Source organism: Nonomuraea glycinis (assembly GCF_035920485.1).
GTDB classification, from domain to species: domain Bacteria; phylum Actinomycetota; class Actinomycetes; order Streptosporangiales; family Streptosporangiaceae; genus Nonomuraea; species Nonomuraea glycinis.
Map to the genome: position 1 here is coordinate 873,316 of NZ_CP109166.1, position 24,733 is coordinate 898,048.

The window sequence follows — 24,733 nt, forward strand, 5'->3', positions numbered from 1 at the left end:
GCTCAGCCCGTTCCGGTGCAGGTCACCTGGGTCTGTGGCCGATACTTCGTGGTCACCTTCGGGTCGCGCTTGAGCTCGTCGTCGCCCTTGAAGAACACCCGGGTGACGTCCATCGTGAAGCCCTGCTGGCCGATGACCGGCCGGCAGCCGGCGGCGGCGCCGGTCTCGACGCGGAAGGGGGTGAAGTCCCGCTTCGCCGAGTCCACGGCCTCGATCTTGTCGTAGCGCTTGGTGCTCCACAGCGCGACCGTCACGGACGTGGCGGTGGACGCGGTCTTGATCAGCACTCCGTGCTCGGAGTCGTTGCGCCACTTCAGGTCCACGCCCGGGTAGAGCAGCGCGGCGTCACGGCCCGCCGGGTAGCGGTTGGAGTGGTAGTCCATCGGGGTGTGCGCGACGTCGTCGAACCCGCCGAAGAAGGCCGCGTTGTAGAGGGTGGTGGCGAGTTGCGAGGCGCCGCCGCCCACGACGGTGATCACCCTGCCGCCGACGGTCTGGGGCGCCAGCACGTAGCCGCCCTCGGCGGTGCGCTCCCCCACCACGTCGTTGAGCGAGAACGTCTGGCCGGGCAACACGAGCCGCCCGTCTATGTCGGCCGCCATCTGCCGGATGTTGGTCACCCGCGGCAGGCAGCACTCGAAGGTCGAGGTGAACGAGGCCACGTTCTCCTTGATGCCGAGCCCTGTCACCTGCTCGGTGGTGACCTGGGGCGGCGCGGCGGCGAGCCTGACCGGGATGACGCGCGGGCCGCCGTTGCGGACCAGCTTGGCCAGGTCGCGGGCGAGCAGCTTGCTGTTGACGCCTCGGCCCTGGCGGGCGGGCACCAGCACGAGCTTGCCGTTCACGACGTCGTACGTCGCGTCGCGCGGCACCTGGGCCGCGTCCACCAGGCTGCTCTCCACCCCGGTGAGCGCCGTCTTGGCGTCGAACTGGGGCGCCAGGCTACCCTCGCCGTCGCTGCCGAAGGTGAGGTTGGCCGCGATCGCCTGCGGGGTGAGCTGCGCCTGCCTGTCGCCGAGCGTCAGCGTGATCGGCGCCGCCACGGCCCTCTTGGCCTGTGCCTCGGCCTTGGCGATGGCCTCGGGGGTGGTCGTCGGCTGGGCGGGCTCGAGCGTGATCACCGCCGAGCCGCTGCCGCGCAGGAACGCCTCGCTGATCAGGTGGACCGCTTTCGCCCGGTCGACGAGCGCGCCGTCGCGGGGCGGGGTGGCGACCGGCAGCAGGCCCTTGAACGTCACGCGCCCGTCGTGCGGCGGCTTGTCGACGGTCTCGGCCAGGGCGTCCACGGTCCTGGCGAGCTGGGAGGCGTCGACGGTCACCCGGGGCTCGATCTCGGTCGTGCCGGTCAGCGCCCGCCACACCTCGAAGGGGGTGGGGAAGCCGCTGGGCGCCTCGCCGATCGTGGTCACCACGTCGAGCTGGAGGCCGGCCTCGTCGGGCTGAATGGTGTCCTTGCCGGCGCCGATGTCGACCACGACGGGCTTGTTGAGCTTGGCGGCGAGCTCGGTGCGGAGTTTCTCGGCCGCCTGGGTCACGGTCAGGCCGCCGATGTCGACGCCGCCGACGCGGGTGCCGCGCAGGACCGAGCCCGACATGAGCACGGCGGGCACCAGGTAGGCCATGGCGAGGGCGATCAGCAGAAGCAGGGCGATGCCCGGCAGTAAGCGACGGCGGCGGGGCGGTTCCGGGTCGATCAGGGCGGGGGCCGGCCGCTCCCGGCCGAACGAGGGGGCCTCCTGCGGGCTACCGTTCACCGGCCAGGGCTGCGACGGCGGCGTGGCCGGCGGCAGCGCGCCGCCGTTCGGCGCGTTCGGCGCCGGCGGGGTGGCACCGGCGGGACGGCGGGGCTCCTGCTGCTGGCCCGGCGCGCCGAAGATGTCGCGGGAAACGCCCGGGGGCAGGCCCTCGATCTTGGGTTTCTTGGACGTGGCACGGCTGGGCAGCGGAACCGAACTGAACGGGTCGGTCGGCGATTCGATCGGTCCGGCGTTACGCACGCCTCAATCTCCTCCCGCTCCGCAGCCACGTCTCAGGCAACAGTAAGGCACGCAGGTCCGCATATGTCACGGGAAAAGACTACGGAAGTGTGTCAGCCTAGCCATCGATATCGGTGTTCTGGGCGCCCGGCCGAGCCGTAGCGCGGACGCGACTCGGCCCTGCCGTCGGCGCAGAGATACTCCAGATATCGGCGGGCGCTGACCCGCGACAGACCCGCGAGCTGGGCGGTCTCCGCGGCCGACAGGTCGTGTCCCGCCTCGCGCAGCGTCTGGGCGACCAGCGCGCAGGTCGCCGCCGACAGCCCCTTGGGCAGCGTCGCGGCGGTCGTCGGCGTGCCGAAGAGCCGGTCCACATCGTCCTGGCGGGCCTCGGGCCCGATGGCGGTGAACGTCTTACGGGTCCGGGCGTAGTGCTGCAGCCGTTCGGTCAGGGCGGCTGCGGTGAAGGGCTTGATCAGATAGTTGACCGCGCCGCCGCGCATCGCCTCCCTGACCGTGGGCACGTCCCGGGCCGCGCTGATCATCAGCACGTCCACGCCGGTCAGCGCCTTGAGCACGTCCAGGCCCGACATGTCGGGCAGATAGATGTCGAGCAGCACCAGGTCGGGCCGGTGCTCGGCCACCGCCTCGATCGCGCCGGCCCCGTGGTGCGCGGTCGCGACGACCTGGAAGCCGGGCACCCGCGAGACGTAGCCGCTGTGGATGCGGGCCACCATGAAGTCGTCGTCCACCACGAGCACGCGGATCCCGTTCATACCGCTCGTACGGGGACCTTCGCCCCCGGGAACAGGGCCGTTCATACGGGCACCTTCGCCGCCGGGAGCAGGGCCGTGAAGACGGCGCCGCCCGAGTTGCGGACCTTCACCCAGCCGCCCCTGCGCAGGCACGCCTGCCGCGTCAGCGCCAGCCCGAGGCCGCGGGTGCCGGAGCGCGCGGCCTTGGTCGTGAAGCCCTCCCTGAAGACCTCCTCGACCAGCTCGGGGGTGATCCCCGGGCCGGAGTCGCCGACCCGCACCCGTAGTCCCCGCTCGTCGGCCGCGACCGACACCTCGATGGTGCCGCCCCTGCCGTCCAGCGCGTCGATCGCGTTGGCCACCAGGTTGCCGACGACCAGGACGGCGTCCTGCGGGTCGCCGAGCACGCCCTCGGGCACGGCCGAGTCCTCGGCCAGCACCAGCCGGGCGCCGCGCTCGGCGGCCTCGGCCGACTTGGCCAGCAGCAGGGCGGCGAGCGTGGGGTCGCGCACCCGATCGTGCAGGTCGCTGGCGTAGGTGCCGCGGGTGGTGCTGGTGATGAAATTGATCGCCGCCTCGTGCTCGCCCATCTCCAGCAGCCCGACGACCGTGTGCATGCGGTTGGCGAACTCGTGCGCCTGGGCTCGCAGCGCCCCGGTGGCGCTGCTGGTGTCGTCCAGCTCGCGCGCCAGGCGTACCAGCTCGGTACGGTCGCGCAGGGTGATCACCCAGCCGCGGTGCTGGCCGCGGACGGCGACCGGCGTACGGTTGAGCACCAGCACCCGGTCGCGGTGCAGCACGATCCGGTCCTCGCCCGGGTCGGCGCCGCCGAGCACGTCGCGCATCCGGTCGGAGACCGCCATCTGGGTCAGGTCGTCGCCGACGTCGCCGAGCAGCTCACGGGCGGCGTCGTTGACCAGCGTCACCCGGCCGTCGAGGTCGAGCGCCAGCACCCCCTCCTTGACGCCGTGCAGCACGCCCTCGCGCTGCTCCAGCAGCGCGGCGATGTCGCGCGGCTCCAGCCCGAACGTCTGCCTGCGCACCCGCGCGGTGATCAGCGCGGCGGCGGCGAGCCCGGCGGCGAGCACGACCAGCGCGGTCCACAGCAGCGGCGGCAGCGCGCCGGCGACCTCGTCCACGACGGTGGTCTCCAGGACGCCGACGGAGACCAGGCCGATGACGGTGCCGTACTCGTCGAGGACCGGGGTCTTGCCCCTGACCGTGATGCCGATGGTGCCCTTCTCGGTGCCGACCCAGCTGCGGCCGGTGCTCAGCACGTAGGTGCCGTCGGTGGACAGCCGTTTGCGGATCAGCGAGGCGTTGGGATGGGCGTAGCGGATCTGGTCGTCGTTGGCGATCACCACGTAGTCGGCGCCGGTGGTCTGCTGGACGCTCAGCGCGAGCGGCTGCAGCACCGCCTCGGGCCTCTGGAGCTCGAACGCCTCGCGCACCTCCGGCAGGCCCGCCACGGACTGCGCGATGGCCAGGGCGCGCTGCTGGTAGAGGGAGTCGAGCTGGGCGCGCGTGTGCTGGGCCCACACGCCGGCCGTGCTCCCGACGGCGAGCAGCACGATCGCCATCTGCAGCACGAACAACTGGGTGCCCAGCGAGGGGTCACGTACCCGTCTCACGGGACTCATGCAAACACTCCCAGGTCACGGGCGGATTGCGACCAATACGACCACTACGACGGCTACCCACAAAGACTCGACTCCCTGGATAGGGGACATCACCATCCAGTTCTCATCATGTGAAATCCCCCCACCCTTGGAGTGATCATGCGTTTGCGCATACTCGCCGCACTCGCGGCGCTCTCCGTCCTCGCGGTCAGCGGCTGCGGCGACACCGGCTCCGGCGGCGGCACCAGCGCGCTGCGCATCATGGCTCCGGCCGCTCCCGGCGGCGGCTGGGACCAGACCTCCCGCGTGGCCGAGCAGGCGATCAAGTCCGCCGTCCCGGACCGCCAGGTCGAGGTCTTCAACGTGCCCGGCGCCGGCGGCACGATCGGGCTGGCCCAGCTCGCCGGCGAGAAGGGCAACGGCGACCTGCTGATGACCATGGGCCTGGTCATGGTCGGCGCGATCGAGCAGAACAAGTCGAAGGTCACGCTGGCCGAGACGACGCCGATCGCCAAACTGACCGAGGAGTACGAGATCATCGTGGTCCCGGCCGAATCGCCGCTCAAGACGCTGGCCGACCTGGCCGCCGCCTGGAAGGCGGACCCGGCCAAGGTCTCCGTCGCGGGCGGCTCGGCGGGCGGCACCGACCACATCGTGGCCGGCCTGATGGCCAAGGCCGCGGGCGTGGACCCCAAGCAGGTCAACTACATCGCGCACTCCGGCGGCGGTGAGGCGCTCAACGCGCTGCTGGGCAACAAGGTCACCATCGGCGTCTCGGGCGTCGGCGAGTTCGCCGAGCACGTCAAGTCCGGCAAGCTGCGCGCGCTCGGGGTCACCTCCGCCGAGCGGCTGCCCGACCTGGACGCGCCCACGCTGAAGGAGGGCGGCATGGACGTGGAGCTGGCCAACTGGCGCGGCTTCGTGGCCCCCGCCGGCCTCAGCGACGCCGACCACAAGGCGCTGACCGACCTGGTGACCAAGATGCACGACTCGCAGGCCTGGAAGGACGCGGTGGCCAAGAACGGCTGGATCGACTCCTTCATGACCGGTCAGGAGTTCGCCGGTTACCTGAAGTCCGAGGAGACCCGGGTCAAGGCCATCATCGCCGAGATGGGGCTCGTTTCCTGATGTCGGCACCGGACGAGGCGGCCCCGGCCGGCAAGCGGCGGTGGTGGCGTCCCGAGCTCGGCCTGGCACTGGTCGTGCCGGCCTTGGGCGTCCTCGTCGTCCTCGGCACGCTGGACGTGTCGACGGCGGCCTCCCAGCTCGGCCTGGGGCCCCGGTTCTTCCCGATGCTGGTGGGCGGCTCCATGATCCTTGTGGGCCTGTTCTACGTGGCCGACGTGCTGCGCGGCGGGCGGGGCGACCCTGAGGAGAGCGAGGACGTGGACGTCGACGCGCCCTCGGACTGGCGCAGCGTCGGCCTGGTGAGCGGCGTCTTCCTGGCCTTCGTCGCCGTGCTGGACGTACTCGGCTGGATCATCGCGGCGAGCCTGCTGTTCTTCGGGCTGGCGACGGTGCTCGGCGCCGAGCACCGACTGCGCACGGCGGGCATCGCGGTGGTCATGGGCGTCTCGACGTACCTGCTGTTCGTCAAGGGACTGGGCGTCACGCTGCCGGGCGGCCTGCTGCGGGGGGTGATCTAGGTGGAGTCGCTGCAACTGCTGCTCGACGGGTTCGGCTCGGCGCTCACCCCGGTCAACCTGCTGTACGCGCTCGTCGGCGTCACGCTCGGCACCCTGGTCGGCGTACTGCCCGGCATCGGGCCGGCGATGACCGTGGCGCTGCTGCTGCCGATCACCTTCACCGTGCCGCCGGCCAGCGCGTTCATCATGTTCGCGGGCATCTACTACGGCGGCATGTACGGCGGCTCGACCACCTCCATCCTGCTCAACACGCCCGGCGAGTCCTCCTCGATGATCACCGCGCTGGAGGGCAACAAGATGGCCCGGCGCGGGCGGGCCGCGCAGGCGCTGGCCACGGCGGCCATCGGCTCGTTCGTGGCGGGCACGATCGCCACCGCGCTGCTGGTGTTCGCCGCGCCCGCCGTGGTGAGCTTCGCCATCTCGTTCGGGCCGGAGGACTACTTCGCGCTGGCGATCCTGGCGTTCACCGCGGTGTCGTCGGTGCTGTCCCGCTCGGTGGTGCGCGGCCTGGCCTCGCTCGGGCTGGGCCTGATGATCGGGCTGGTGGGCATCGACCAGCAGACCGGGCAGGCCCGCCTCACGCTCGGCATCGCCCAGCTCCTCGACGGCATCGACGTGGTGATCGTCGCGGTGGGGCTGTTCGCGGTGGGCGAGGCGCTGTACGTGGCCTCCCGGCTGCGCCACGCGCCGCCCGAGGTGGTGCCCGTCGGCCGGGCCTGGATGGGCCGCGCCGACTGGGGCCGCTCGTGGCGGCCGTGGCTGCGCGGCACCGCGCTGGGCTTCCCGTTCGGCGCGCTGCCCGGCGGCGGCGCGGAGATCCCCACGTTCCTGTCGTACGCCGCCGAGAAGCGCCTGGCGCGCGGGGTGGCCCGCGAGGAGTACGGCAAGGGTGCCATCGAGGGCGTGGCGGGGCCGGAGGCGGCCAACAACGCCTCGGCCGCCGGCACCCTGGTCCCGCTGCTCACCCTGGGCCTGCCGACGTCGGCGACGGCCGCGATCATGCTCGCCGCCTTCCAGCAGTACGGCCTGCAGCCCGGCCCGCAGCTCTTCGACCACAACCCGGCCCTGGTGTGGGGCATGATCGCGTCGCTGTTCATCGGCAACACGATGCTGCTCGTGCTGAACCTGCCCCTGGCCCCGGTGTGGGCGAAACTACTGCGCATCCCCCGGCCGTACCTGTACGCCGGGATCGTGTTGTTCGCGGCGCTGGGCGTCTACGCGCTCAACGCCAGCGCGGTCGACCTGGTGGTGTTGTACCTGCTCGGGGTGCTCGGGTTCGCGATGCGCCGGTTCGGGCTGCCGGTCGCGCCGGCGGTCATCGGGATGATCCTGGGGCCGATGGCGGAGATCCAGCTCCGGCGCGCCCTGGCCATCGGGGCGGGCGACGTCAGCGTACTGGTGCGCAGTCCGATCGCGGTGGTCCTGCTGGTGCTGTCGGCGCTGGCGCTGCTGACGCCGCTGTTCAGGACGCTCCTGGCCCGGCGGACCGGCGGGCCGCCGCTGCCCGTCTCCCGGGAGGACTGACTCCCTCCCGGGAGGACCGTCCCGAGGGGGCGGGCTCCCCGCCCCCTCGGGACGGTTCACGCCCTTCTGAAAGCCGGTACGGCGGCCCGGACGGCACGTGGCGCGATCGCCAGCCCGGCCAGGGCCATGACCAGCGCGGCCGCGAAGACGGCCCAGTAGCCGGAGCCCACGGCGGTGAACAGCGCGCTGGTGACGGCGACGGCCACCACCGAGAACACCGCCTCGCCCACCTGCAGCGCCGAGCTGTTGACCCCCTCCTCGCCCGGCTCGGACAGCTCCAGGGTGAGCACCGACAACGTCGGATAGATCAGCCCCATGCCGAACCCGGCCACGATCCACGACGGGTAAGCCAGCGCGACGGGCACCGCCGCGAACGTCACGGCCCCCATGAGCAGGACGCCCGCCGCCAGCATGGCCGAGCCCAGCCGCAGGTTCGTGATCTGGCTGAACACCTCTCGTCCCTGCAACCACGAGGCGAAGGACCAGGTCACCGCGCCTCCGGTGAGCGCGATCCCGGCCCACAGCGGCGACAGCCCGCGCTCCTGGATGAGCATGAGCGGAATGATCACCTCGGTGGCGAAGAGCGCCCCGGTGGCCAGGCCGCGCAGTGCCACGACCGCGGGCAGTCCTCTGGCGGCCTTGAGCGTCCCGGCGGGCAGCAGCCGGGGCAGCGCCACGGCCAGGATCGCCAGGCCGATGACCAGCAGGACGACCGGCCCGTTGCTGCCGTACTGCATGAGGCCCGCGGCGACGGCGGTGACCGCCGCCCACCCGACCATGGCGAGCAGGCCGGGGGCGGGCGTGCCCTGTCCGCCCCTGACCGGCTGGCCCGCGAGCCCGCGCCACAGCAGCAGGCCGCCTGCCACCGTCAGGAACGGCACCAGCAGGAACACCCAGCGCCAGTCCCACACCTCGACGATGACGCCGACGATCCCGGGGCCCACCATGGACGGCACCACCCAGGCGGTGGCGAACAGCGAGAAGATCTTCGGGTGCAGCTCCTCGGGATAAACCCGGGCCACCACCACGTACAGCGCCACGTTCACCAGCGCCCCGCCGAACCCCTGCACCAGCCGGCCGGCGATCAGCACCTCCATGTACGGCGCGGTCCCGGCCATGATCAACCCGGCGGCGAAAGCGGCCACCCCGGTCCACAACGGGGCCAGCGGCCCGCGTAGATCGGCCCACCGGCCGCCCAGCACGGTCCCCACCACCCCGGCCGCCATCGCCCCGCTGAACGCCAGGCCGTACAGCTCGATCCCGCCGAGGTCGTCCGCCACCACCGGCATGGCGATCGCGACCGCGACGTATTCGAAGGCCACCAGCGACACCATCGCCACCAGGCCTGCCGTCAATGCTTTCCGTGTCATGCCTGCGACGCTAGGCCACGACCCCGGCGCGGCGCCTCCCGCCCTGGTCCTAGGTCTATGCACGAGAATAGACCTAGGACCTCAGGTCAGGCCGGCCAGCGCGCGGACCGTGCGGTCCTGCTCCGCGACGGTGCCGAACGGCGCGGCGAGAAAGTCGGTGACCCCCGCGTCGGCCAGCCTGGCGAGCCCGCGGGCCACCGCCCTCGCGTCCCCCACCACGGCCACGTCCTGCGGTCCCGCCACGCCTTCGCGGTCGAGCATCGCCCGATACTCCGGGACCTGCCCGGCGAGCCCGAACTGCTCGGCGATCCGCCCGCGCACCCCCGCCTCGTCCTCCGTCACGCAGACCGGCAGCCCCGCGACCACGCGCGGCGCGGGGCTGCCCGCCGACTCGGCGGCCCTGGTGATGGACGGCACGATGTGCTCGGCGAGCGTCCTCGGGCCGGTCATCCAGGTCACGGTGCCGTCGGCCAACTCGCCCGCGACGTTGAGCATGGCCGGGCCGAGCGCGGCCACCAGCACCTGTGGCGGCTCGGCGCCCGGCACCTCCGTCCGTCCTGAGGCGGTGATCAGCTCGCCCTGGTGGGCGACGCTCTCCCCGCGCAGGAGCGGCCGGAGCACCGTCAGATACTCGCGCATCCGGGTGGCGGGCCGGTCCGACGGCAGGCCGTACATGGAGGTGACCATCATCGCGACGCCCGCCCCGACACCGAGCGTGAGGCGGTTGCCGGTGGCGGCCTGGACGCTGAGCGCCTGGCTCGCCAGCACGAGCGGGTGACGCTGCGGCACGGGGACCACGGCGGTGCCGAGCGAGATGTCCGGCACCAGCGCGCCGGCCACGGCCAGCGAGGTGAGCGCGTCCCAGCCGAACGCCTGACTCGACCAAGCCGTGTCGTAGCCGAGCTCGGCGGCGGTGCGCACCTGGCCGATGAGGTCGGCCGGCGGCGTGGGGCCGCGCAGGTGGGCCCGGCGCCTCGCTCAACCAGGTCGCCCAGCGGGCCGGCGTGGGCGCCGGGACGCTCTACCGGCACTTCCCCACCTCGCAGGACCTGTTCGTCGAGATCATCCAGGATCAGGTGGCGGCGCTGTGCGCGCACGGGCGCGAGCTGACAGGCCATCCCTCACCCGGCGAGGCGCTGCACCTCTGGCTGCGCGCGGTGGCGGTGCACGCGACGGCGATGCGCGGGCTCGTCGCGGTCGAGATGGCGGGCGCGGGCCCCGCGCTGGCGGCCTGCCACGCTCAGATCGAGGCGACCGGCGCCGCGCTCCTGGCCCGTACGCGCCACGCCGGCACAACCCGTATCGCCGATCTGCTCACCCTCGCCAACGCCATCGGCTGGGCGGCCGAGCAGTCCCCCGGCGACCCCGGCCTCGTCGACCGCCTCCTGGCCCTGGTCATCACCGGCGAATGACGCGAAAGGCCCCGTCACGAGTGTGACGGGGCCCCTGCGTACGGCGTCGTGACTCCAAGACGCCCGGCTTCTCCAGGATCGTTATTCCGAGACGCCCAGCTTCTCCAGGATCAGCGCGCGCGCCCGAGCGGCGTCGGCCTTGCCACGGCTGGCCTTCATGACGCCACCCACCAGCGCGCCCGCGGCGGCGATCTTGCCGGAGCGGACCTTCTCGGCGGCGTCGGCGTTGGCCGCGAGCACCTCGTCGATGATCGACGACAGCGCGCCGTCGTCGCTCACGATCTTCAGGCCGCGCTTCTCGACCACCTCGTCGGGCGAGCCCTCGCCGGCCAGCACGCCCTCCAGCACCTCGCGGGCCAGCTTGTCGTTGAGCGCGCCGGAGGCCACCAGCACGGTGACCCGGGCGATCTGCGCCGGCGTGATCGGCAGGTCGGCCAGCGCGACGCCGGTCTCGTTGGAACGGCGGGCCAGCTCGCCCATCCACCACTTGCGCGCGTCCGCGGCCGGCGCGCCCGCCGCGACCGTGGCCTCCACCAGGTCGATCGCGTCGGCGTTGTGCATGGCCTGCATGTCCAGGTCGCTCAGGCCCCACTCGGCCTTCAGCCGCTGGCGCTTGGCCGACGGCAGCTCCGGCAGCGCCGCCTTCAGCTCCGCCACCCAGGCCCGGTCCGGCGCGATCGGCAACAGGTCGGGCTCGGGGAAGTAGCGGTAGTCCTGCGCCTCCTCCTTGGACCGGCCCGACGTGGTCGTGCCGGTGTCCTCGTGGAAGTGCCTGGTCTCCTGCACGATCCGGCCGCCGCCGGACAGCACCTCCGCCTGCCGCTCGATCTCACTGCGCACCGCCCGCTCGACGCTGCGCAGCGAGTTGACGTTCTTGGTCTCGGTACGGGTGCCCCACTCGGAGGCGCCGCGCGGCATGAGCGAGACGTTCACGTCGCAGCGCAGCGAGCCCTCCTCCATGCGCACGTCGGAGACGCCCAGCGAGCGCATGACCTCACGCAGCTCGGTGACATAGGCCTTGGCCACCTCGGGCGCCATCCGGTCGGTGCCCGGGATCGGCTTGGTGACGATCTCCACCAGCGGGATGCCCGCGCGGTTGTAGTCGACGATCGAGTAGTCGGCGCCGTGGATGCGGCCGGTCGCGCCGCCCATGTGGGTGGACTTGCCGGTGTCCTCCTCCAGGTGCACCCGTTCGATCTCGATCCGCACCGGCTTGCCGTCGACCTCGATGTCGAGGTAACCGTCGAAGCAGAGCGGCTCGTCGTACTGCGAGATCTGGTAGTTCTTCGGCATGTCCGGATAAAAGTAGTTCTTCCGGGCGAAGCGGCACCACTCGGCGATGGAGCAGTTGAGCGCCAGGCCGATGCGGATCGTCGACTCGATCGCCATGACGTTGGCCACGGGCAACGCTCCGGGCAGCGCCAGGCAGGTCGGGCAGACGTTCGTGTTGGGCGGCGCGCCGAACACGGCCGCGCACCCGCAGAACATCTTCGACCGGGTGCCCAGCTCGACGTGCGTCTCCAGCCCGAGCACCGGCTCGAAACGATCGAGCGCTTCGTCATAGACCGTGGTCACAGTGACGGTGCCTCCTTCAGCAACGGGCCGCCCCAGCGGCTCTCCAGGGCCTTCTCCACGGCGGCGCCGACGCGGTAGCAGCGGTCGTCGCCCAGCACCGGGGCCATGATCTGCAGGCCGACCGGCAGGCCGTCCTCGTCCGCCAGGCCGCACGGCACCGACATGGCCGCGTTGCCCGACAGGTTGGACGGGATGGTGTAGAGGTCGGCGAGGTACATCGCCATCGGGTCGTCGGCGCGCTCGCCGATCGGGAACGCCGTGGTCGGCGTCGTGGGCGAGATCAGCACGTCGACCTGGTGGAAGGCGGCCTCGAACTCGCGCGAGATGACGGTGCGGACCTTCTGGGCCTGGCCGTAGTAAGCGTCGTAGTAGCCGCTCGACAGGGCGTAGGTGCCCAGCATGATGCGCCGCTTGACCTCGGGGCCGAAACCGGCCGCCCTGGTCAGCGCCATGACCTCCTCGGCGCTGCGGGTGCCGTCGTCGCCGACGCGCAGGCCGTAGCGCATGGCGTCGAAGCGCGCCAGGTTGGACGAGCACTCCGACGGCGCGATGAGGTAGTAAGCCGGCAGGGCGGTCTCGAAGGACGGGCAGGAGACCTCGACGACCTTCGCGCCGAGCGACTCCAGCAGCTGGACGGCCTCGTTGAAGCGGGCCAGCACGCCCGGCTGGGCGCCGTCCCCGGCGAACTCCCTGATGACGCCGATCCGCATGCCGGAGACGTCGGCGTTCCTGGCCGCCTCGACGACCGACGGCACCGGGGCGTCGATCGAGGTGGAGTCCATCGGGTCGTACCCGGAGAACGTCTCCTGCAGCATCGCGGCGTCCAGCACGGTGCGGGCGAACGGGCCCGGCGTGTCGAGCGAACTGGCGAAGGCGATCAGGCCGTAGCGGGACGAGCCGCCGTAGGTCGGCTTCATGCCCACGATGCCGGTCACCGCGGCGGGCTGGCGGATCGAGCCGCCCGTGTCGGTGCCGGTCGACAGCGGCGCCTCGTAGGAGGCGACGGCGGCGCTGGACCCGCCCGACGACCCGCCGGGAACCCTGGTCAGGTCCCACGGGTTGTGCGTCAGCTGGTAGGCGGAGTTTTCCGTGGAGGAGCCCATGGCGAACTCGTCCAGGTTGGTCTTGCCCAGGATGACCAGCCCGGCCTCGCGCAACCGGCGGGTCACGGTCGCGTCGTACGGCGGATGCCAGCCCTCAAGGATCTTGGACGCGGCCGTGGTCGGCATGTCGCGGGTCGCGAAGATGTCCTTGTGCGCGATCGGCACCCCGGCCAGCGGGCCGAGCTTCTCGCCCGCCTGAAGCCGGGCGTCGACGGCCCGCGCCTGCTCCAGCGTGGTCTCCCGGTCGACGTGCAGGAACGCGCCCACCTTGGGCTCGACCTCGGCCATCCGGTCGAGATGCGCCCCGGCCACCTCGGCGGCGCTCACCTCGCCGGCGGCGATCATCGCGCCCAGCTCGGCAGCGGTGTGGTGAATCAGGCTCATGCCTCCTCCCCGAGGATGCGCGGCACCCGGAAGCGGTCGTCCTCGACGGCGGGAGCGCCCGACAGGGCCTGCTCGGGCGTCAGGGACGGTCGCACCTCGTCGGGACGGAAAACATTGGTCAGCGGAAGAGCGTGCGACGATGGCGGCACATCCTCGGCGGCGACCTCTGCCACCTTCGCGACCGACTCGATGATGGCATCGAGTTGCGTGGCGTAGTGGTCGAGCTCGTCGTCGGTGAGCGCCAGCCTGGACAACCGGGCCAGATGCGCGACCTCGTCGCGGGTTATGGCGGACATGAGTCGTTGAACCCGTTTCGTGGATGGAGTTCGGACACTCACATCCTAGGGGCCTTGACGGATGGCCCCCGAACCCTTAACCACCTGGAAACATCACCCGTACAGCTCCCCGAGCCCGACGGCCCGCACATCCTCCTCCGAGTCCAGCGCCCCATCGAAGCCCACCCCGCTGTAGCAGGCCAGCACCGTGTCCCGTACGTCGTACTTCTTGGCGGCCAGCAACTCCCGCGCCCGCCTGAGGCGAGCGCTGTGCCCGGGGCCCATCGCCTTGCTCCACTTCACCTCGCCCAGCGCCGCTCGGCGCTGAGCGCGAAGAGCTGCCGCACCGCCTCGTCCCAGCTCGCGAACCGATGCGGGACTTCGGCTCCGGTGTGCTCGGCCAGCGCGGCCGAGAACAGCATCAGCGATTCGACCTCGGTGGCCTCGGTCGCCGCGAAGTAGAATCCGCCGGTCAGGGCGGCCAGCGCCTCCACCAGGAACGTCTTGCCCTGGCGGTGCCGGCCGCTGATGACTCCCAGTTGGGGGCGCTCGCCGGCACGGTCGGCGAAGCGGGCCAGGTGCCGCCATTCGAAGTCGCGAGCGAAGATGCGGTCCGGCTTCGCGAGCATGGGGCCTCACAGAACGTAGAAGTACACTTCTAAGAAGTGCGCTTCTATCGTGTCAGGCGGTCGTGACCTCGGGGTGGAGGTCGTAGGTGGCCTCTGGGCCGGTCATGTGGCGGTCGCGGAGCCAGGCCGTGGCGTCCTGGGCGGGCATCGGGCGGCCGAAGAGCCAGCCTTGGCCCAGGTCGCAGCCCATTTCGGCGAGGCGGAGGGCCACCGCGTCCGATTCGACGCCCTCGGCGACCGAGCGCAGGCCCAGGGAGCGGACCAGGTCCACGATGGAGCGGACGATCCGGTTGTCGTCCTCGGACTCGGCGATGCGGCGTACGAACGAGGCGTCGATCTTGACCTCCGACACCGCCAGGCGCTGGAGCCTGATCAGCGAGGAGTAGCCGGTGCCGAAGTCGTCGAGCGCCAGCGGGACGCCGAGGGCCGCCAGGGCCTTGATGGTGTCGTGGGTGTAGGCCTGCTGACCGGTCAGGATGCGCTCGGTGACCTCCAGCTGGATCGCCGACGGCGGCAGCTGGAGGCGGGCCAGGCCGGCTTCGAGCTGCTCGGGCAGCGCCGAGTCGAGCAGGTCGCGGGCCGAGATGTTGACCGAGATCTGCACCGGCAGGCCGGCGCGCCACCAGCGGGCGGCCTGCTCCAGCGCCTCGTTGATGACGTACTCGGTGAGCTGGCGCATCAGGTAGGACTGCTCGGCCAGCGGGATGAACTCCGACGGCGCGATCGCCCCGTGCACCGGGTGCCGCCAGCGCAGCAGCGCCTCGACGCCGTGCACGGTGCCGTCGGCCAGGCTCACCTTCGGCTGGTAATGCAGCTTGAGCTCGTGGTTGTCCAGCCCACGGCGCAGGTCCCCGAGGAGATTGAGCCGTTCGGGAGAGTTGCGGTCCTTGTCCGCCTGATAGAGCTCCACGCCTGTACGGCCTTCCTTCGCCAGGTACATGGCCACGTCGGCGCGCTGGAGCAGCATCTCGAAGTCGGGCGCGTGGTCCGGGTAGAGGGCGATGCCGACGGAGCCGTCCAGGTCGAACGTCATGCCTTCGAGCCGTACCGGCTCGGTGAGCGCGGCGCGCAGCCTGGCGGCAACCTCGCGCGCGGCGTGCGCGTCCCTGATCGAGGGCAGCAGCACGGCGAACTCGTCGCCGCCCAGCCGCGCCACGACGTCGCCGGGCCGTACGGAATGGGTGAGCCGGTGCGCGACCATCTGCAGCAGCCGGTCGCCGACCGGGTGGCCCATCGTGTCGTTGACCTCCTTGAACCGGTCGAGGTCCAGCAGGAAGAGGCCGACCCGCTCGTCCTGGCGGGCCTCGGCGAGCGCCTCCTCGGTGCTGACGATGAGCATCTTGCGGTTCGGCAGGCCGGTCAGCTCGTCGTGCAGCGCCTGGTGGTCGCGGCGCATCGACAGCGTGGCGGTGAAGTAGACGGCGGCCAGCGGGGCCACGAACAGCGGCACGATCCCCGGTGAGTGCGCCATCACGACGACGACCGGGGGCGCGAGGCCGAGCAGGGCGGCGTACACCAGGCTCTGCGGTCCCACCGTGGCCCGCAGCACGCGCACGATGGACCTGCGCTCGTGCAGTGCGACGGCGCCGCACACGAGCATGGCGCGGGTGGCGAAGTAGGCGACCCCGGCCAGGCCGATCGCCGGCAGGTCCGCGCCGGACGGCACCCAGGGCGCCACGGCGCTGGGCATGATGCCGAAGGCGCCGAGCACCACGGCGGCGGCCGTGAGGGCGAGCGTCGACTGGGAGACGTTGAACATCACCCGGTGCCACGCCTTGCGGGTGACCACCCCGTTGACGGCGATGGCCACCGCCTGCAGGAGCACGGCCACGGGCAGCCCGTAGTGCAGCAGGACGGCGAAGGTGAACATGGCCGAGGGGTAGGTGCCGCCCACCGCGGCGGCCGAGGACACCATGACGGGCCGCAGTTCCCCCAGGACGACCAGCACCGTCACCACCCAGAACAGCGCCGTGCGGCCCAGCTCCACGAGCCCGGTCGTGTCCAGCCTGAGCAGGGCGACGACCAGCGCGGTGCAGCCGATCACGGTGGCGCCCGCGAGGAACGCCCACAGGGGCGTGCCCGCGCGTGGTCCGGTGTCGCGGGTGTCGGTTGGGTCAGTCATCGGTAACAGAACCCCCATTAGGTCACTATGGGAGGGTACGACCTTAACCCCACTTCGCGAAACCAAGCGCGTACGTTGCGTCACGTCGCTTTCCGGATATACCCACCCTGTGTAGCTCTTAGGTGAACGCTACGTGTGCGCCAGACCTTCCCGAATTCAGAAATCGGTCCGGGTACGGCGCCGCCTGCTTGACAGCTCACCCCTGCGGGGTTATCGCCAGCTTCGCCGCGGCCTCGGGGCCCCCGTCGAGCAGCGCCCGCAAGCCCGCCTCGTCCAGGATCGGGATCTGCAGGCCGACCGCCTTGTCATACTTCGACCCGGCGTCCTCCCCCGCGATCAGGAACGACGTCTTCTTCGACACCGAGCCCGTCACCTTGCCGCCCCGGCTGGTCAGCTCGGCGGCCGCCTGGTCGCGGGTGTACTGGGACAGCGTGCCCGTCACCACGAAGGTGAGCCCGTCCAGCGTCTTGGCCACCTGCTCGACGCCGACCGGCGCCTCGTCCCGCATGCGGACCCCCGCCCGCCGCCAGCGGGTGACGATCTCGCGGTGCCAGTCGACCTCGAACCACTCCTTGATCGTGGCCGCCACGCGCGGGCCGATGCCGTCGACGGCGGCCAGCTCCTCCTCCGAGGCGTTCATGACGGCCTCGATCGAGCCCATCGCGGCGGCCAGATCCCGGGCGGTGGGCGGGCCGACGTGGCGGATCGACAGGGCCACCAGGATCTGCGCCAGCGGCCGCTCCTTGGCCAGCTCCAGTTGCTCGATGAGCCGGTGGGCGTTCTGGCTGGGCCGCCCGTCGGCGTTGGAGAAGAGCGAGACGACCTTCTCCTCGCCCGTCTTGGGATCGAGCTTGGGCAGGCCGGAGTCCTGGTCGCGGACGACGGACCGGATGGGGACGAGCCGCTCCAGGGTGAGGTCGAACAGGTCGGCCTCGGTGCGCACCACCGGCTCCTGCGGCGGCAGCGGCTGGGAGAGCGCGGTGGCCGCCACGTAACCGAGGCCCCTGATGTCCAGGGCGTCGCGATGCGCGGCGAAGAACAGCCGCTCACGGATCTGCGCCGGGCAGCCGCGCGCGTTGGGACAGCGCAGGTCGGCGTCGCCCTCCCGCTCGTAGGCCAGCGCGGTGCCGCATTCGGGGCAGACGACCGGCATCTCGAACGCGCGCTCGCTGCCGTCACGCAGGTCGGTGACCGGGGCGATGATCTCGGGGATGACGTCACCCGCCTTGCGCAGCACCACCGTGTCCCCGATGAGCACGCCCTTCTTGGCCACGACCGAGGCGTTGTGCAGCGTGGCCCGTACGACCGTCGACCCGGCCACCACGACCGGCGCCATCACCCCGAACGGCGTCACCCGCCCGGTGCGGCCGACGCCGACCTGAATGTCGAGCAGCTCGGTGTTGACCTCCTGCGGCGGGTATTTGTACGCGATCGCCCAGCGCGGCGCCCGCGAGGTGGAGCCCAGCTCGCGCTGCTCCCGGAACCGGTCGACCTTGACCACCACGCCGTCGATCTCGTAGGCCGGGTCGTGCCGGTGGCGGCGGTAGTGCTCGATGTAGTCGTTGATCTCGTCGAGGCCGCCGACCACCCGGTAGAGGTCGCTGACCGGCAGGCCGAACTCCCGCAGCCGGTCGTACACCTGCGACTGCGCCTGCGGCTCGGCCGCGCCCTCCCAGACGCCGACGCCGTGCACCAGCATGCGCAGCGGCCGGCGCGCGGTCACCCGCGGGTCCTTCTGCCGCAGCGTGCCGGCGGCGGAGTTGCGCGGGTTGGCGAAGGGCGGTTTGCCCTGCTCGACGAGCTCCTCGTTGAGCTTGCCGAAGTCCTCGACCGGGATGTAGACCTCGCCGCGCACCTCCACCAGGCTCGGCACGTCATCGCCGGTGAGCCGGTGCGGGATGCCCTTGATGGTGCGTACGTTGGCCGTCACGTCGTCGCCGACCCGCCCGTCGCCGCGGGTGGCCCCGCGCTCCAGCCTGCCGTCACGGTAGACCAGCGCGATGGCCAGCCCGTCGATCTTGAGCTCGCACAGGTAGGGGCCCGGGTCGTGCTCGGCCAGCCGCTCCGCCCTGGCCAGCCAGGCCGTCATCCCCTCGGCGTCGAAGACGTTGTCCAGGCTCTCCAGCTTGGCCAGATGCTCGACCTTGGCGAAGTCGCCCGAGGTGGGAGCGCCGACCTTCTGCGTCGGCGAGTCGGGGGTCCGCAGCTCCGGATGAGCCTCCTCCAGCGCCAGCAGCTCGTTGAACCACGCGTCGAACTGGGCGTCGCTGACCGTGGGCCGATCCTCGACGTAGTAGCGACGGCGCGCGTCCTCGACCAGCTCGCCCAACTCGGCGTGCCGCTGCGACGCGGCACCGGGCACGATCCCCTGTTCGCTCACGAAGATGCTCCTTCCCCTCGGGAAAACGCTATCGCTCAGCTGTGCTCCGGATCCTCCCGGAGCACCTTGGCGGCCTTGCGGCACGCCGCCAGCGCCGCCCTGGCGTAAGCGGGCGTGGCCCCGGCCAGCCCGCAGGCCGGGGTCAGCACGACCTGCCCGGCCAGCCGCTCGGGCGCGAACCCGAGCCGCCGCCACAACTCCAGCGCCGGCTTGGCCACCACCCCCGTGTCCGGCGGCCGCGTCCCGGTCCCCGGCAGCACGCCGAGGAACAGGGCGACATCCGCCTCGACCAGGTCCCCGATGATCTCCTCGTCCCGGCGCCGCAGCAGGGACGCGTCCAGGGAGATGCCCCGTACACCCGCTCTCTGCAGCAGTCTGAACGGCACCGACGGCGCGCAGCAGTGCACCACCGGAGCGTCGAACAGGCGCAGCGACTCCTCCACCCGCCACCCCTCCACGGCGGGCAGCCGCCCGAACCCGGAGGCCGTCGGCACGGTCCCCGTCAGCGCTCCCGGCAGCCCCGGCTCGTCGAGCTGGAGGACGATCTCGGTGACGCCGGGCAGCCGCCGCCGCACCTCGGCGCAGTGATCCGCCACCCCCTGCGCCAGCGACCCGATCAGGTCCCGCACCGCCCCCGGGTCCGACAGCATCTTGTCGCCGTGCCGCAGCTCGATCGACGCCGCCAGCGTCCAAGGCCCGCACGCCTGCAGCTTCAGCGGCCCGGTGTAGTCGTGCCCGATCTCCTCCAGCGCGTCGAGATCGCGCCGGAGATGGTCGACCGCCCGATGGTGGTCCCGCCCCGGCCGCCCCGACATCCGCCATCCGGAGGGCTGCACCTCCACCGGCAGCTCGACGAGCAGCGCGGCGGTCCGGCCCACCATGTCCGCGCCGACTCCCCGGGCAGGCAGCTCCGGCAGATAGGGCAGCCCGGGGACTTCCCCGAACACCATCCGCATCGCCTCGAAATGATCTACGCCCGGATGCGATCCGACCCCGGTGGCTTCCCACGTCAACATGGGCACCAGCGTAGGCTCTCGAAGATGAAGCTCACGAAGTACGGTCACGCCTGCGTACGCTTGGAGAAGAACGGCCGCGCCCTGGTCGTCGACCCGGGGGTCTTCACCGCCGACCCGGTGCTCGACGGCGCCGACGCCGTTCTGATCACCCACGAGCACAGCGACCACCTGGACATCGACCGCCTCGCCGCCGCCTCCCCCGGCCTGGAGGTGTTCACCTGCGAGGGCGTCGCCGCGCAGCTCACCGACCTGCCCGTCAGGGTCGAGGTGGTGGAGTTCGGGGACTCGTTCCAGGCCGCCGGTTTCTCGGTCAAGGTGTTCGGCGAGTGGCACGCCAAGAACCATCCGGACGTGCCCATCGTGCCGAACATCGGCTTCCTGGTGGACGACGCGATCTTCTACCCTGGCGACGCCCTGACGGTCCCCGACGTCGAGGTGGACACCCTGCTGCTCCCGACGAACGCGCCCTGGCTCAAGCTCATGGAGATGATCGACTACGTGCGCGCCGTCCGGCCCGGCCGCGCCTTCTCCACCCACGACGGCCTGCTCAACGAGTACGGCCTGTCGCTGGTCGACAACTACCTCCGGCTGGAAGCACAGAAGCAGGGCGCCGACATGCGCCGACTCGCCACCGGCGAATCCATCACCCTCGGCTGACCGTGCGGGCTCAGGCCGCGGAGTCGATCGTGGCCGAGCCGATCACGGTGGAGCCGGAGTAGAGGACCGCCGCCTGCCCGGCCGCTACGCCGGTCGCCGGGCGGTCCAGGTCGATGACGAGAGCGCCGTCCCGCTCCTCGAAGCGGCAGCCGTACACCTCGCCGTGCGCGCGGAGCTGCACGGTCACGTCCTGCTGGGCCGACGGGCCGTTCCACAGCGGGCGTACGCAGGTGATCGAGGTGACCTCCAGCGCCGCGCGCGGGCCGACGGTGACCGTGTTGGACACCGGCTCGATCGACAGCACGTAGCGTGGCCTGCCGTCGGCGGCCGGACGGTCGATGTGCAGGCCCTTGCGCTGGCCGACGGTGTAGCCGTGGGCTCCCTGGTGGCTGCCGACCACGTCGCCGCGCTCGTCCACGATGGGCCCCTCGGCCGAGCCGAGCCGCTTGGCCAGGAACCCCCGCGTGTCGCCGTCGGCGATGAAGCAGATGTCGTGGCTGTCGGGCTTGTCGGCGACGGTCAGGCCGCGCTCGGCGGCCTCCACGCGCACCTCGGCCTTGGTGGACTCCCCGAGGGGGAAGATCGCGTGGCTGAGCTGCTCACGGGTGAGCACGCCCAGCACGTACGACTGGTCCTTGCCGGGGTCGACGCTCCTGGACAGCACACCGTCGACCACCTTGGCATGGTGCCCGGTGGCGACCGCGTCGAAGCCGAGGGCCAGCGCCCGGTCGAGCACCGCCTCGAACTTGATCTTCTCGTTGCACCGCAGGCAGGGATTGGGCGTGCGGCCGGCGGCGTACTCGGCGACGAAGTCCTCGACCACGTCACGCTGGAAACGCTCGGCCATGTCCCAGATGTAGAACGGGATGCCGATCACGTCGGCGGCGCGCCGGGCGTCGCGCGAGTCCTCCACCGTGCAGCAGCCTCTGGCGCCGGTGCGGTGGGATTGGGGGTTCGCCGACAGGGCGAGATGCACACCGGTGACGTCGTGCCCGGCCTCGGCGATCCGAGCGGCGGCCACGGCCGAGTCGACGCCGCCCGACATGGCGGCAAGCACACGCAGTTTCATGACCGTTCCAGCCTACTGTCCGCCCGGCAGTGCCGGGCGCGCACACCCAGCGCGTACGGAGAGGTACGGACGCGAGGCGGGGTGGCCGGGGCGCGTGTCCACGCCTGTGAAGAGGTGCGGAGGTGAGGTGACGTGGGGGTGCGCCCAGCGCGTAAGGGGACGCGAGTGGGGTGGCGTCTGGGAGGATTCTGGGCATGCGACTGTTCGGGCGCAAAGACGATGATGAGGACCCGGCCAGGGCCGATGATGCCATCGCCGGATTCTGGGCGTGGTGGGACGGCGCCAGGCCGCAGCTGGACGCGATGGTGGCGGCCGGGGAGTCGGAGAGGTCGGCCGACCTGCTCGGGCCCGCGGTGAGCGCGCTGCACGAGGGGCTGGTCTGGGAGGTGGCGCCGGGCCGGAACGCGGCGCACGCCCTGGTGGTGACCGCCGCGGGCGACGCCGAGCTGAGGCCGCTGGCGCACCGCTGGGCCAAGGCCGCGCCGCCGGCCGACCTGCTGTGGGAGTTCCACCCGTCGCGCCCGGCCCATCCGCGGGCTGCGGAGCTCTCCCTGGAGGTGGCGGGCCTGCAGTTCGGGCTGGACCGCCTGGCGCTGGGGTTGCGGGCGCCTCGGGGTGCGCCGCGGGTCGACGTGACGGCCTACCATCCGATCTTCGGCGAGCTCGACGAGGACGCCCGGATGGACGCCACGCTGCTCGCTCTCGACTGGCTGCTCGGCGAGGACGACGTGGCGCGCTGGGTGGGTGACATCACCCCGGCCACCTTCCAGCCGATCGACTCGGTGCCCGCCGTTCACCTGCCCGCGATCGTCGCCGACCTGGTCTCTGAGTTCGGCCAGGAGCAGTGGGCGCAGCTGGAGGGGCAGACGGCCGGTGGCGCGCCGCTGGCCGCCATGGCCCGCTATCCGTTGCGGCCGGTCGACTATCCGCTGTTCGACCAGCACATCGCCATCACCCTGCCCTACAAGCACCGCGACCCGAACGGCCTGCCCACCGGCGGCTCGCTGGCGGCGCTGCGGGACTTCGAGGAGCGGCTGGCCGCCCGGCTGCTCAAGCCCGGCGGGGACGCGGTGATGGTCGCCCAGCTCAGCGCGGAGCGGCACCGGATCATCCACGTCTACGCCGACCCGTCCGGCGACGGCGCGAGCCACGCCAAGGAGCTGATGGCCGACTGGCGTGAGGGCAAGCCCCGGCTGGACGTGACCACCGACCCATCCTGGAGCGCGGTAGCAGCCTTCCTCAGCTGACCCCGGCCTCAAACGCACGCCCGGAGCCCTGGGACTGTCTCAGCTGAACCCGGCCTGAAACGCGCGCCCGAACCGGGACTGCCTCAAGCCTGAACGCGCGCCCGGAGCCCGGGGGCTGTCTCAGCTGAGGCCGGCCCTTCGGGCGCGCTCCACTACTGCCGGGAGGACTTCGATCAGGCGGTCGATGTCGTCGTGGGTCGAGGTGTGGCCGAGGGTGAAGCGGAGGGAGCCGCGGGCCGCGGCGGCTTCGGCGCCCATCGCCAGCAGGACGTGGGACGGCTGGGCGACACCGGCCGAGCAGGCCGAGCCGGTGCTGCACTCGATGCCCCGGGCGTCGAGCAGCATGAGCAGGGCGTCGCCCTCGCAGCCGGGGAAGGAGAAGTGCGCGTTGCCCGGCAGCCGGTCGACGGGGTCGCCGTTGAGCACCACGTCGGGCACGGCCCGTCGCACCCGGTCGATGAGCTCGTCGCGCAGGCCGGTGAGGCGCAGGAAATGCTCCCGCTGCTCCTTGACGGCGGTGCGGACGGCGGCGGCGAAACCGGCGATGGCGGGGGCGTCGAGGGTGCCGGAGCGCACGTCGCGCTCCTGGCCGCCGCCGTGCTGCACGGAGACGGGGGTCACGCCCTTGGCGAGCAGCAGCGCCCCGGCGCCCATCGGCCCGCCGATCTTGTGGCCGGTCAGGGTGAGCGCGTCGGCGCCGGACTCCGCGAACGACACCGGGAGCTGGCCGATGGCCTGGACGGCGTCGGAGTGGAAGGGGATGCCGTGGTCGCCGGCGACGGCCGCTAGGGCGTGAATGGGCTGGACGGTGCCGACCTCGTTGTTGGCCCACATGATGCTGATCATCGCGACGTCGCCGGGGTCGCGGGCGATGGCGGCGCGCAGCGTGTCAGGGTGCACCCGGCCCTGCTCGTCGACCTCCAGGAGCTCCACCTGGGCGCCCTGGCTGTCGGCCAGCCACGCGGCCGAGTCGAGGGCGGCGTGGTGCTCGACGGAGCTGAGCAGGACGCGCTTCCTGGGCCGGCGCGCCCAGAACAGGCCCTTGATGGCGAGGTTGTCGGCCTCGGTGCCGCCCGAGGTGAACACGACCTCGCTGGGTCTGGCGCCGAGCGCGTCGGCGATGGTCTCGCGGGCCTCCTCCACCACCTTGCGCACTTCCCGCCCGGCGGCGTGCAGGGAGGAGGCGTTGCCGACCCGGCCGAGTTGCTCCGTCATGGCCTCGATCGCCTCGGGAAGCATGGGCGTGGTCGCCGCGTGATCAAGATAGGCCGACGGTCTGTTCACCCACCCAGGGTATCTCGTTTGCCGGTGTACCGTCCGGACGGTACAGTAGGGGCATGCGAAGGGACGAGCTACTGGATGCCGCGGAGGATCTCCTCTGCGACCAGGGCTCGGCCTCGCTCACCCTGTCCGCCGTCGCCGACCGGGCAGGCGTGAGCAAGGGCGGCCTCCTCTACCACTTCGGGACGAAGGAAGCCCTCATCAAGGCCATGGTCGAGCGATTGATCGACGACTTCGACAATCTCATGGCCGCCCAGCACGACGACACCTACACCGAGCGCTACATCGGCGCCACCCTGGCCGCGCTGCGCTCGGGCAGGCTGCGACGATGGGCCGTGGTGACCGGCGCCTCGGGCAACCTCTACCTTCTCGCACCGCTGCGCGAGGCGATGACCCGCTGGCATCGCGAGGAGCTGGACGAGGAGCCCGACCGGCTGGCGTCGCAGATCGTGCGGCTGGCGTGCGAAGGGCTGTGGGACGTGGCGAGCCACGACCCGGAGCTCAACACCGAGAGCGACCTCCAGGCCCTGGACGCCAGGTTGCGGGCGCTGGTCAAACCGCCTGCCTGATCCAGGATCCAGCCGCCCCGCCCCAGCACCGAAGCCGACCCGTACCGAACGGGAACACGAGCGCACGACCCTGCGTTCGTACGGCTCGCGCCGGAAGAACAAACCCTCCTCAGAGGTACGGAAC

At 71.8% G+C, this 24,733-nt stretch carries 22 protein-coding genes and 1 pseudogene; 8 read left to right on the top strand and 15 right to left on the bottom strand.

The window, feature by feature from the left end:
- Positions 1-2: 2 nt before the first annotated feature.
- The 3 genes from OHA68_RS04005 to OHA68_RS04015 form a co-directional block, all read right to left on the bottom strand.
- Positions 3-1,997 carry a VanW family protein gene (locus tag OHA68_RS04005; protein ID WP_327106405.1) on the bottom strand — a complete coding sequence of 665 codons (1,995 nt, stop codon included), beginning with the start codon at positions 1,995-1,997 and terminating at the stop codon, positions 3-5.
- Positions 1,998-2,089: 92 nt separating this feature from the next.
- Positions 2,090-2,752 carry a response regulator gene (locus tag OHA68_RS04010; protein WP_189136534.1) on the bottom strand — a complete coding sequence of 221 codons (663 nt, stop codon included), beginning with the start codon at positions 2,750-2,752 and terminating at the stop codon, positions 2,090-2,092.
- Between the two features lie 41 nt (positions 2,753-2,793).
- Positions 2,794-4,362 (bottom strand): ATP-binding protein, encoded by a 1,569-nt coding sequence (locus OHA68_RS04015; protein ID WP_373294316.1) that lies wholly within the window; start codon positions 4,360-4,362, stop codon positions 2,794-2,796.
- 147 nt (positions 4,363-4,509) lie between these two features.
- On the opposite strand from OHA68_RS04015, the gene OHA68_RS04020 reads away from it, so the two are divergent.
- The 3 genes from OHA68_RS04020 to OHA68_RS04030 are packed head-to-tail and all read left to right on the top strand — an operon-like array spanning position 4,510 to position 7,520.
- Positions 4,510-5,478, top strand: coding sequence for a Bug family tripartite tricarboxylate transporter substrate binding protein (locus tag OHA68_RS04020; protein WP_189136532.1), 969 nt, complete (start codon positions 4,510-4,512; stop codon positions 5,476-5,478).
- Entirely contained in the window at positions 5,478-5,996 is a 519-nt protein-coding gene (locus OHA68_RS04025; protein WP_189136531.1) for a tripartite tricarboxylate transporter TctB family protein, read from the top strand. Before OHA68_RS04020 ends, OHA68_RS04025 begins: the two co-directional genes overlap by 1 nt.
- Positions 5,997-7,520, top strand: a complete 1,524-nt coding sequence (locus tag OHA68_RS04030; RefSeq protein ID WP_327106406.1) for a tripartite tricarboxylate transporter permease — start codon at positions 5,997-5,999, stop codon at positions 7,518-7,520.
- Positions 7,521-7,576: 56 nt separating this feature from the next.
- On the opposite strand, the gene OHA68_RS04035 is transcribed toward OHA68_RS04030, so the two are convergent.
- Positions 7,577-8,890 carry an MFS transporter gene (locus OHA68_RS04035; protein ID WP_327106407.1) on the bottom strand — a complete coding sequence of 438 codons (1,314 nt, stop codon included), beginning with the start codon at positions 8,888-8,890 and terminating at the stop codon, positions 7,577-7,579.
- Positions 8,891-8,971: 81 nt separating this feature from the next.
- Entirely contained in the window at positions 8,972-9,850 is an 879-nt protein-coding gene (locus OHA68_RS04040; RefSeq protein WP_327109450.1) for a TIGR03564 family F420-dependent LLM class oxidoreductase, read from the bottom strand.
- A 20-nt stretch (positions 9,851-9,870) separates the two neighbouring features.
- Here OHA68_RS04040 and OHA68_RS04045 point away from each other — a divergent pair.
- A pseudogene (locus OHA68_RS04045) lies at positions 9,871-9,942 on the top strand (TetR family transcriptional regulator); the annotation flags it as partial.
- 24 nt (positions 9,943-9,966) lie between these two features.
- Complete coding sequence (locus OHA68_RS04050) at positions 9,967-10,302, top strand: SbtR family transcriptional regulator (protein ID WP_327109451.1); 336 nt, start codon at positions 9,967-9,969, stop codon at positions 10,300-10,302.
- Between the two features lie 81 nt (positions 10,303-10,383).
- Here OHA68_RS04050 and gatB read toward each other — a convergent pair whose 3' ends face one another.
- The 8 genes from gatB to OHA68_RS04090 all read right to left on the bottom strand — a co-directional run bounded on the left by gatB (position 10,384) and on the right by OHA68_RS04090 (position 19,786).
- On the bottom strand, positions 10,384-11,913 hold the full coding sequence (gene gatB / locus OHA68_RS04055) for an Asp-tRNA(Asn)/Glu-tRNA(Gln) amidotransferase subunit GatB (protein ID WP_327109452.1): 1,530 nt from the start codon (positions 11,911-11,913) through the stop codon (positions 10,384-10,386).
- The gene (gene gatA / locus OHA68_RS04060; RefSeq protein ID WP_327106408.1) at positions 11,874-13,364 is read right to left on the bottom strand and encodes an Asp-tRNA(Asn)/Glu-tRNA(Gln) amidotransferase subunit GatA; all 1,491 of its coding nucleotides are present in this window, start codon (positions 13,362-13,364) and stop codon (positions 11,874-11,876) included. The genes gatB and gatA overlap by 40 nt, the downstream gene beginning before the upstream one ends.
- Entirely contained in the window at positions 13,361-13,660 is a 300-nt protein-coding gene (gene gatC / locus OHA68_RS04065) for an Asp-tRNA(Asn)/Glu-tRNA(Gln) amidotransferase subunit GatC (RefSeq protein WP_189136523.1), read from the bottom strand. Before gatC ends, gatA begins: the two co-directional genes overlap by 4 nt.
- Before the next feature lie 93 nt (positions 13,661-13,753).
- Positions 13,754-13,942 carry a hypothetical protein gene (locus tag OHA68_RS04070; RefSeq protein ID WP_327106409.1) on the bottom strand — a complete coding sequence of 63 codons (189 nt, stop codon included), beginning with the start codon at positions 13,940-13,942 and terminating at the stop codon, positions 13,754-13,756.
- Positions 13,939-14,268, bottom strand: a complete 330-nt coding sequence (locus OHA68_RS04075; protein WP_327106410.1) for an ATP-binding protein — start codon at positions 14,266-14,268, stop codon at positions 13,939-13,941. Before OHA68_RS04075 ends, OHA68_RS04070 begins: the two co-directional genes overlap by 4 nt.
- 52 nt (positions 14,269-14,320) lie before the next feature.
- Positions 14,321-16,390, bottom strand: coding sequence for a putative bifunctional diguanylate cyclase/phosphodiesterase (locus OHA68_RS04080; RefSeq protein WP_327106411.1), 2,070 nt, complete (start codon positions 16,388-16,390; stop codon positions 14,321-14,323).
- Positions 16,391-16,586: 196 nt separating this feature from the next.
- Complete coding sequence (gene ligA, locus OHA68_RS04085) at positions 16,587-18,770, bottom strand: NAD-dependent DNA ligase LigA (protein WP_327106412.1); 2,184 nt, start codon at positions 18,768-18,770, stop codon at positions 16,587-16,589.
- A gap of 35 nt (positions 18,771-18,805) precedes the next feature.
- The gene (locus OHA68_RS04090) at positions 18,806-19,786 is read right to left on the bottom strand and encodes a methionine synthase (protein WP_327106413.1); all 981 of its coding nucleotides are present in this window, start codon (positions 19,784-19,786) and stop codon (positions 18,806-18,808) included.
- Positions 19,787-19,810: 24 nt separating this feature from the next.
- Here OHA68_RS04090 and OHA68_RS04095 point away from each other — a divergent pair, with 24 nt between their 5' ends.
- Positions 19,811-20,443, top strand: a complete 633-nt coding sequence (locus OHA68_RS04095) for an MBL fold metallo-hydrolase (RefSeq protein WP_327106414.1) — start codon at positions 19,811-19,813, stop codon at positions 20,441-20,443.
- Between the two features lie 10 nt (positions 20,444-20,453).
- Here OHA68_RS04095 and mnmA read toward each other — a convergent pair whose 3' ends face one another.
- On the bottom strand, positions 20,454-21,512 hold the full coding sequence (gene mnmA, locus OHA68_RS04100; protein WP_327106415.1) for a tRNA 2-thiouridine(34) synthase MnmA: 1,059 nt from the start codon (positions 21,510-21,512) through the stop codon (positions 20,454-20,456).
- A gap of 194 nt (positions 21,513-21,706) precedes the next feature.
- Between mnmA and OHA68_RS04105 the strand changes: the two genes are divergently transcribed.
- A complete protein-coding gene (locus OHA68_RS04105; protein WP_327106416.1) occupies positions 21,707-22,759 on the top strand; it encodes a DUF695 domain-containing protein in 1,053 nt (350 codons plus the stop codon).
- A gap of 120 nt (positions 22,760-22,879) precedes the next feature.
- Here the strand turns inward: OHA68_RS04105 and OHA68_RS04110 are convergent, their stop codons facing one another.
- Entirely contained in the window at positions 22,880-24,043 is a 1,164-nt protein-coding gene (locus OHA68_RS04110; protein WP_327106417.1) for a cysteine desulfurase family protein, read from the bottom strand.
- Between the two features lie 53 nt (positions 24,044-24,096).
- On the opposite strand from OHA68_RS04110, the gene OHA68_RS04115 reads away from it, so the two are divergent.
- Complete coding sequence (locus OHA68_RS04115) at positions 24,097-24,609, top strand: TetR/AcrR family transcriptional regulator (RefSeq protein WP_327106418.1); 513 nt, start codon at positions 24,097-24,099, stop codon at positions 24,607-24,609.
- Positions 24,610-24,733: the final 124 nt, after the last annotated feature.